Annotated in this window: 5 protein-coding genes and 2 pseudogenes; 5 read left to right on the top strand and 2 right to left on the bottom strand. The window is 64.4% G+C overall.

The window, feature by feature from the left end; translation table 11 throughout:
• The 4 genes and pseudogenes from BJ122_RS19730 to BJ122_RS18695 all read left to right on the top strand — a co-directional run.
• A pseudogene (locus tag BJ122_RS19730) lies at nt 1–171 on the top strand (chemotaxis protein CheW); the annotation flags it as partial.
• Between the two features lie 68 nt (nt 172–239).
• Nucleotides 240–605, top strand: coding sequence for a response regulator (locus BJ122_RS18705; RefSeq protein ID WP_027276560.1), 366 nt, complete (start codon nt 240–242; stop codon nt 603–605).
• Between the two features lie 62 nt (nt 606–667).
• Nucleotides 668–1,825: a protein-glutamate methylesterase/protein-glutamine glutaminase gene (locus BJ122_RS18700; protein WP_110782795.1), complete on the top strand. Its 1,158-nt coding sequence runs from the start codon at nt 668–670 to the stop codon at nt 1,823–1,825.
• Complete coding sequence (locus tag BJ122_RS18695) at nt 1,822–2,688, top strand: CheR family methyltransferase (protein WP_110782794.1); 867 nt, start codon at nt 1,822–1,824, stop codon at nt 2,686–2,688. Before BJ122_RS18700 ends, BJ122_RS18695 begins: the two co-directional genes overlap by 4 nt.
• A 19-nt stretch (nt 2,689–2,707) precedes the next feature.
• On the opposite strand, the gene BJ122_RS18690 is transcribed toward BJ122_RS18695, so the two are convergent.
• Nucleotides 2,708–3,925 carry an AGE family epimerase/isomerase gene (locus BJ122_RS18690; protein ID WP_245407797.1) on the bottom strand — a complete coding sequence of 406 codons (1,218 nt, stop codon included), beginning with the start codon at nt 3,923–3,925 and terminating at the stop codon, nt 2,708–2,710.
• Nucleotides 3,926–4,016: 91 nt separating this feature from the next.
• Here BJ122_RS18690 and BJ122_RS18685 point away from each other — a divergent pair, with 91 nt between their 5' ends.
• Nucleotides 4,017–5,516, top strand: a complete 1,500-nt coding sequence (locus BJ122_RS18685) for a phosphomannomutase/phosphoglucomutase (protein WP_110782793.1) — start codon at nt 4,017–4,019, stop codon at nt 5,514–5,516.
• Between the two features lie 111 nt (nt 5,517–5,627).
• Here the strand turns inward: BJ122_RS18685 and BJ122_RS18680 are convergent.
• Nucleotides 5,628–5,918 (bottom strand): annotated as a pseudogene (locus tag BJ122_RS18680) (methyl-accepting chemotaxis protein); the annotation flags it as partial.

The raw sequence follows: 5,918 nt of genomic DNA, 5'->3' as shown, positions 1-5,918 counted from the left end.
ATCGGCGAAGTGCTGAAACTGCCCGACGACAGCCGCGAGACCAACCCCGTCAACCTCGACCCCCGCATGGCCACCATGGCCTCCGGCGTCCACAGACTCAACGGCCAGCTCATGGTCGTCCTCGACGTCGATAAGGTGCTGGAAATCGGACCTGAACGCGCCGCGGCGTAAGCCGTGGCGTGAATGCTTTTAGCTGGTGAATGGACTGCCCATTCGGGCGACAGAGAACAGAGGCTGAAATGAAGACATGTTTGGTCGTCGATGACTCGAGCGTCATCCGGAAAGTGGCTCGGCGCATCCTCGAAGGGATGGATTTCCAGATTGTCGAGGCGGAGGACGGCGAGCAGGCTCTCGAAGTCTGCAAGCGCGGTCTGCCTGAGGCCGTGCTGCTCGACTGGAACATGCCGGTGATGGACGGCTACGAATTCCTGCGCAATCTGCGCCGGATGCCGGGCGGCGACGCGCCCAAGGTGGTGTTCTGCACCACCGAGAACGACGTCGCTCACATCGCGCGCGCGCTGCACGCCGGTGCCGACGAATACATCATGAAGCCGTTCGATAAGGATATCGTCACGGCGAAATTCCATGAAGTCGGCTTGATCTGATCGTCTGAGCCGCTTGGCTTCGGCGTCCGGAGTCTAGTCCCTGTGTATCGAGTCGGTGTGAAATGAGTGTCGCGTTGGCAAGTGCTGCAACTCCGGAAACCACGCGCTACGAGCCGTTGCGGGTGATGATCGTGGACGACTCGGTCGTGATCCGCGGCCTGATTTCCCGCTGGATCGAAGCCGAGCCGGACATGGTGGTGGCCGCGTCGCTGCGTACCGGGCTCGATGCCGTCAATCATCTGGAGCGCGTCAAGCCCGACGTCGCGCTCCTTGATATCGAGATGCCCGAACTCGACGGCATCTCGGCGCTGCCGCAACTGCTCGCCAAGCAGCGCAACCTCGTGGTGATCATGGCGTCGACGCTGACGCGCCGTAACGCCGAGATCAGTTTCAAAGCTCTGTCGCTCGGTGCCGCCGACTACATCCCCAAGCCGGAAAGCACCCGCGAGACCTCGGCGGCCGAAATATTCAGGCACGATCTGCTGCAAAAGGTGCGCACGCTCGGCGCGCGCGTGCGTCGCAAGGCGCAGCCTGGCGCAGCTCCGGTTGCGGCGCCCGCGGTGGCTCGGGCGCCGGCGCCAGTGCACCATGCGGCCGCTGCGGCGCCGATCGTCAAGCGGGCGTTCGGCCTCACCGTGCCGCGCGTGCTGGTGATCGGTTCTTCGACCGGCGGACCGCAGGCGCTGATGGCGCTGGTATCCGACCTTGGCCCTGTGATCGATCGCGTGCCGGTGCTGATCACCCAGCACATGCCGCCGACCTTCACCACCATTTTGGCTGAACATCTGGCGCGTGCCAGCAACCGCCCGGCGCGCGAAGCGGTCGATGGCGAGCCGGTCAGGGCCGGCCGCATCTATCTCGCGCCCGGTGGCCGGCACATGCGCGTCGTCAAGAATGGCGCGGGCATGGATATCGCGCTCGATGACGGCCCCGCCGTCAATTTCTGTAAGCCGGCCGTCGATCCCTTGTTCATCTCGGCGATCGATGTCTGGCAGTCCGCCGTGCTCGCGGTGATCCTCACCGGGATGGGCTCCGACGGCATGCGCGGCGGCAAGGAAATCGTCGCCGCCGGCGGCAGCGTGATCGCTCAGGATGAAGCTTCCAGCGTGGTCTGGGGCATGCCGGGCGCCGCCGCCAATGCCGGCATCTGCGCCGCGGTGCTGCCGCTCAACCAGATCGCCAGCAAGGTGGCCCGGGTGTTTGCCGGAGAGCGTTCATGACCCCTGCTGATTTCGATTTTCTGCGCAAATTCCTCAAAGACCGCTCCGGGCTCGATCTGTCCGCCGAGAAGCGTTACCTGATCGAAAGCCGGTTGCTGCCGCTGGCGCGTCGTCTCAATCTGGCGGGCATTCCCGAACTGGTGCAGAAGGTGCGTTCTGGCGCCGAGCCGCTCGCCTCCGACGTGGTCGAGGCGATGACCACCAACGAGACGTTCTTCTTCCGCGACAAGCTGCCGTTCGATCATCTGCGCGAGGAACTGATCCCCAAACTGCTGCAGGCACGCGCCAGCCGCAAATCGCTGCGCATCTGGTGCGCGGCCTGTTCGACCGGGCAGGAACCCTATTCGATCGCAATGGTGCTCAAGGAGATGGGCGAGCAGCTCGCCGGCTGGCGCACCGAGATCATCGCCACCGACCTGTCGCGTGCCGTGCTGGAAAAATCCCGCTCCGGGCTGTTCAGCCAGTTCGAGGTGCAGCGCGGCCTGCCGATACAGCTCCTGGTCAAGTATTTCCGCCAGAGCGGCGAGATCTGGCAGCTCAATCCCGAAATCCGCGCCATGGTGCAGTTCCGGCAGCTCAATCTGCTGCAGGACTTCTCGCATCTCGGCAAGTTCGACATCGTGTTCTGCCGCAATGTGCTGATCTATTTCGATCAGGACACCAAGATTTCGATCTTCAACCGCATCTCCAAGCTGCTGGAGAGCGATGGCTATCTCGCGCTCGGCGCTGCCGAGACCGTGGTCGGCCTGACCGATACTTTTAAGCCGCACACCACGCGGCGCGGCATCTATCTGCAAAACCTGGAGCGCTCGCCGTCGATCGTGCCGTCGATCTCCAATCAGCTGGCATTGGCGACCGCCTGAGCGTGACGCCGGTCGCGTGCTACGCGCGATCGCCGAACGCGCGATGCGCTTCCGCGATCGCCAGCGTCAGATGATACAGCGTGCTGGCGGGCACATAGTCCACCAGCGGCTGGCCATCAGCCGTGCTGCGGTCGATCCAGCCACCTGCAAACGGCCCAATCAGGAACACGGTGCGCAGCGCGCGCAGGAATCCTGCGGCGCGGTGCTGCGCGGCCTCAGGATCGCGGCCCGCTTTATAATCGGCGGCCGCAGCCTTCAGGCCTTCGCAGCTCGCCCAGCAGCGCCGGCTCGTCGTGCGGCTGCCATCGGCAATCCGCACCGTTTCGATCACCGCGCCATCGCGGTCGATGCCATCGCGCAAGGCGCGCTGCGCCAAAAGCTCAGGCGGGGTCGGCGCGATCTGCCCGGTGACGGCACGGTAGCGCTCCAACAGCCAGATCCATTCAAAATGATGGCCGGGCTCGAACACCGCCTGCGCCGGATCGGCGATCTGCCAGCGGTCGTCATGAAGCTCCGGTAGCGCGAGGTCATCGGCCGAAAACAGCCGGCTGCCAAACAGCGCCACGGTGTCGTCGCAGATCGCGCGCGCCTGCGGCAGCGCAAACACGTCGCTGACCTCAAGGCAGGCTTCCAAGAGATGCATCTGCGGATTCTGGCGCAGCGTGGCGCGCTTGCGCGGCAGGCTGTCGATGAAGCCGAGCCCGCTGTCATGACGCAGTTGCGTTTGCAGGAAATCGACAATCGCGGCGACCCGCGCTGGATCGACCTGATCGCCGACCAGGCGCCGCGCCCAGGCCAGCGCGAACAGCAAGAACGCATAGCCATAGGTATCGGCAGTCGTGTCGGCGACCTCGCCGCGGCCATCGATCGAGAACGCGAACCGCGCCGGATCGACCGGCAGCGCAAAATGATCGAGCAAGGCGCGCAGGCCCTGCTCGACACAGGCGCGGCCGTCGAACCAGCCGAGCAATGCGGCATGGGCAAACACATAGATCTGCCGGCACTGCACCATCAGGCGCAGCGGCACGTCCTGCCGGCGGCCGGCAAAGTCCAGCCGTTCGGCAAACAGCCCGGTGCTGCGGTCGAAACCGGCCTCGGCCCAGAAGGGCAGGGCAGCGCCCACCAGCCAGTCCTTGGCCCAGCGCAATTCGTCCTGAAGGTCGGTCTGCAAGCGTGTAATCCTGAGCAGTGTCGGCCCGGACGCATCGGCGATGTCGCGGCCGCGGTCAAGCGTCATGCTTCCGCTGCCAATGGCTCGCAGCGGCTGCGCTTTCCCCGTCCGCCCCGATCCTTTATGGCTGACGGCCAGTCATTGTGCCGAGGACGCCATGTTGCCAAAGCCGAAAGCCGCGCTTGCCCAGAACACTTACGCTTATGAATCCGAGCCGCTGGTGAAGCCGACCGGGTTTCGCGAATATGACGCGCGCTGGCTGTTCGGCTCCGAGCTCAATCTGATGGGCGTGCAGGCGCTCGGCATGGGGCTCGGCACCTTGATCGCCGAACTCGGCCAAAAGCCGCAGATCGTCACCGGCCATGATTTCCGCAGCTATTCGGCTTCGATCAAATACGCGCTGATCTCCGGGCTGATGGCATCGGGCTGCACGGTGCATGACATTGGGCTGTGCATGACGCCGATGGCGTATTTCGCGCAGTTCGAGCTCGACGTGCCGTGTGTGGCGATGGTGACCGCCTCGCATAACGACAATGGCTGGACCGGCGTGAAGATGGGCGCCAATCGGCCGCTGACCTTCGGCCCGCAGGAAATGGCGCGACTCAAGGAGATCGTGCTGAGCGGATCCTTCGTGGCCAAGCCGGGCGGCGGCTACCGGTTCCACGAGAATTTTCCGGAGCGTTACATCGCCGATCTCACCGATCGGCCGGAGCTGAAGCGCCGGCTGCGGGTGGTGGCGGCGTGCGGCAACGGCACCGCCGGCGCGTTCGCGCCGCAGGTGCTGGAGGCGATCGGCTGCGAGGTGATCCTGCTCGATACCAAGCTCGATCACAGCTTTCCGAACTACAATCCCAACCCCGAAGACCTGAAGATGCTGCATGCGATGCGCGATGCCGTGCTGGCGCATCAGGCTGACCTGGCCTTCGGCTTTGATGGCGACGGCGATCGCTGCGGCGTGGTCGATGACACCGGTGAAGAAATCTTCGCCGACAAGATCGGCGTGATGCTGGCGCGCGATATGTCCGCGCTGCATCCGCAGGCGCGCTTTGTGGTCGATGTGAAATCGACCGGGCTGTTCGCGACTGATCCGGTGCTGCAGGCGCAGGGCGCCACGACCGAATATTGGAAGACCGGCCATTCCTACATGAAGCGCCGCACCCACGAGCTGCGGGCGCTCGCCGGCTTCGAGAAGTCCGGGCACTTCTTCTTCAACGCGCCCTATGGCCGCGGCTATGACGATGGCCTGGTATCGGCGATCGCGATTTGCGACATGCTCGATCGCGCCCATGGTCAGCGCATGTCGGACCTGAAAAACGCGCTGCCGAAAACCTGGTCGTCGCCGACCATGTCGCCGCACTGCGCCGACGAAGCGAAATATGGCGTGGTCGATGCCGTGGTCCGGGAATTTCAGGCCGCGCAGCGCGAGGGGCGGCTGGTCGCCGGCCAGCCGATCCGCGATCTGGTCACGGTCAATGGCGTGCGGGTGACCTGCGATGACGGCAGCTGGGGTTTGGTGCGCGCCTCGTCCAATAAGCCGGAATTGGTGGTGGTGGTGGAAAGCCCGGTGTCGGAGCAGCGCATGCACGAGATGTTCGCGGCCATCAACGAGGTGCTGCGCCGCCATCCCGAAGTCGGCGCTTACAATCAGACGATCTAGCTGCAGGTGCCCATGTCGCGCATCCACGTCTTAAAATCACAGCAAAAACGTTGATGGCCGGGACGAGCCCGGCCATGACCTGTGGTGTGGTGGTATTAATCGCCGTTGGACTTAAGCCGCGCGCACTGTTTCGAGGAAGTTTGAGACTTCCATCTTGAGGCGCTCGCTGTCCTGCGACAGCGACTGCGCCGCCGACAGCACCTGGCCGGCGGCCGAGCCGGCTTCGGTGGCGCCGCGCTGTACGTCCATGATGTTGGACGAGACCTGCTCGGTGCCACGCGCCGCCTCCTGCACGTTGCGGGAGATTTCCTGGGTGGCGGCGCCTTGCTCTTCGACCGCCGAGGCGATGGTCGAGGCAATTTCCGACATCCGGCTAATAGTCTGGCCGATTTCCTTGATGGC

The organism is Rhodopseudomonas faecalis, from assembly GCF_003217325.1.
Taxonomy (GTDB): Bacteria; Pseudomonadota; Alphaproteobacteria; order Rhizobiales; family Xanthobacteraceae; genus Rhodopseudomonas; species Rhodopseudomonas faecalis.
Note: the sequence above shows the minus strand (reverse complement) of the source record. Positions and strands in the feature narration are given on the sequence as shown.